A 1829-nucleotide genomic window follows, 5' to 3' on the forward strand; every position below is an offset into this window, starting at 1 on the left:
CACCCGCCATCGCTGACGCGCACGCCCGGTCCGCTACATGTCTCGTCGACTCTTTACATGGTCAGCACCTTTCATCTGACTGGATGGCGCCAGCTTCGCTGGCGCTCCGGACGCTTACCTTGGAGGCCGCGATGACACACTCCCGATTCCTCTCGGTGGCCCTCACGGGGGCACTTGCCGTCGGCGCGCTAGGGAGTGCGGGCTGCAAGTCGGTTGAGGTGCCCATCCCCGAGGCTGCTGAAGGGGCACCGGCGCCCGAAGAGCCCGAGAGGCAGCCCGCTGATCGGGATCAGGCTGCCGCGGAGGTGGTAGCAGAGCCCCCCGCACGGGGGCCGGCAACGGACTCTGTCCAATGGCCCCGGATCACAGGCAAGGTAGTGGAGGTTGACTCAGCCGCAGAGCCAACGCGAGTGCGGATGGACAAGGGCTCGAGCCACGGCGTGGAGGCGAACGACGTCTTCAACATCTACCGCCGGAACCGATACAAGGGCCGGATCCGCGTCGAATCCGTAGGGTCGAACTCTTGCGTCGGGGTCATCGAGTGGCTCTTCGAGGATAGGAGGATCGAGGCCGGTGACGAGGGTGCGCATCAGAGTTTGTTCGATCAAGGTGAGCAGTTGCGTCTACAAGAGAACTTCGTGGCCGCAATCCGGGTGTATGAGCAGATCCAGCCAGGCACCGAACACTGGGAGATCAGCCGGGTTGAAATTGGCGTCTGTCGGTATGGAGCAGGGCAAGAGGGCGAGGCGCTTGCAGTCTTCGAGGAATTCCTCCAGGAACTCGAGGAGGGCCACATTGTTGCGGATTTGTCTCCAGCACACTTGGCACGACACGAGAAGGCCACGATCACTGCAGAGTACTATCGCGCTCTGATCTTGTTCGAACGCGGCGATCACAAGGGCGTCGTCGAGCTGCTCTCTGACTTCAGTTCGCGCCACGAGGCGGGGAGGTACGGAAAGACTATCCTGTCCATTCTGCTGCGCTCCCAGCTGGAGCTGGACGACCTCGAGGGTGGACGTGAGACGATTGCGCTGATGACCGAGAGGTATCCCGAGACGTATCACAGTTTGGAGTCGTTCGCGGCAATGTACCAGAAGGTCAAGGATCTGAGGGGCGACCAGCGCGCCTGGCTCTACCTCTTGCATTGAAGTAGACGGTTGAGTGCGTAGCGACTCCGCGGTTGCGTGTCGAGACAGGTCGGCCAGCGTACTCGGCCATCACCCGCCCATCGCCCCGATGCGCAACGTGTGCTCTGGCCGTGCGGCGAGAGCCGCAAGCATCAATAGCTCGCGGCAACGCGCCGGTCGCGTGGCGAGTCGAGCGAGTGGGGGAGATCGTGGCGACGCCGGTGCTCGGTGGACTGCACCATCGGTACTCGCGCGCCGCCTAGGGAGCGTCAACGAGAGAGGTCAAGCCGGAGCACGATGGGGGAGGCGTGTGCCCTCTCCAGCCGACGGGCGCGCCCACCGCTTGCTAGAATGCGCTCCGCTGCCATCTGGGCCACGTGCGCAGCGTTTTCTGTAGGGACTGTAGACGGCGTAGGTCGCGGTCACGCCGGGGCTTGCGTCGGTTGCTTGGACCCAGTGTCCCCCAGGCCGCTGTCACCCGCTCCGCCGAGCGAGTTCGTACTTCCAGAACGAAGTGGCTCCCCGAGTGGGGCGGAGTTGCGAACTCCTCGGGGAGAGAGGAAACGGGGTTGTCGGTGCCGCGCGCGGGTCTCGGCTCGCATCGAGGGGAGGATCGGCCCCGAACGAAGATGCGAACTTTAGCCTGATGAATCTGAGGTGCCGGATACGTCAATCGCGCACGTCCTGATCTGTGGGAGCTCC

1 protein-coding gene is annotated in these 1829 nt (G+C 63.8%); it reads left to right on the forward strand.

The features are described from left to right. Window positions 1-131 precede the first annotated feature (131 nt). Complete coding sequence (locus tag GY725_03355; GenBank protein MCP4003211.1) at window positions 132-1148, forward strand: hypothetical protein; 1017 nt, start codon at window positions 132-134, stop codon at window positions 1146-1148. Window positions 1149-1829: the final 681 nt, after the last annotated feature.

The sequence above is a fragment of the bacterium genome, from assembly GCA_024226335.1.
In the GTDB taxonomy this organism is placed as follows: Bacteria; Myxococcota_A; UBA9160; order SZUA-336; family SZUA-336; genus JAAELY01.

Bases quoted from the DNA above. Each gene is read 5' to 3' on its own strand.
- GY725_03355 (MCP4003211.1), top strand. From the start codon at position 132: ATGACACACTCCCGATTCCTCTCGGTGGCCCTCACGGGGGCACTTGCC.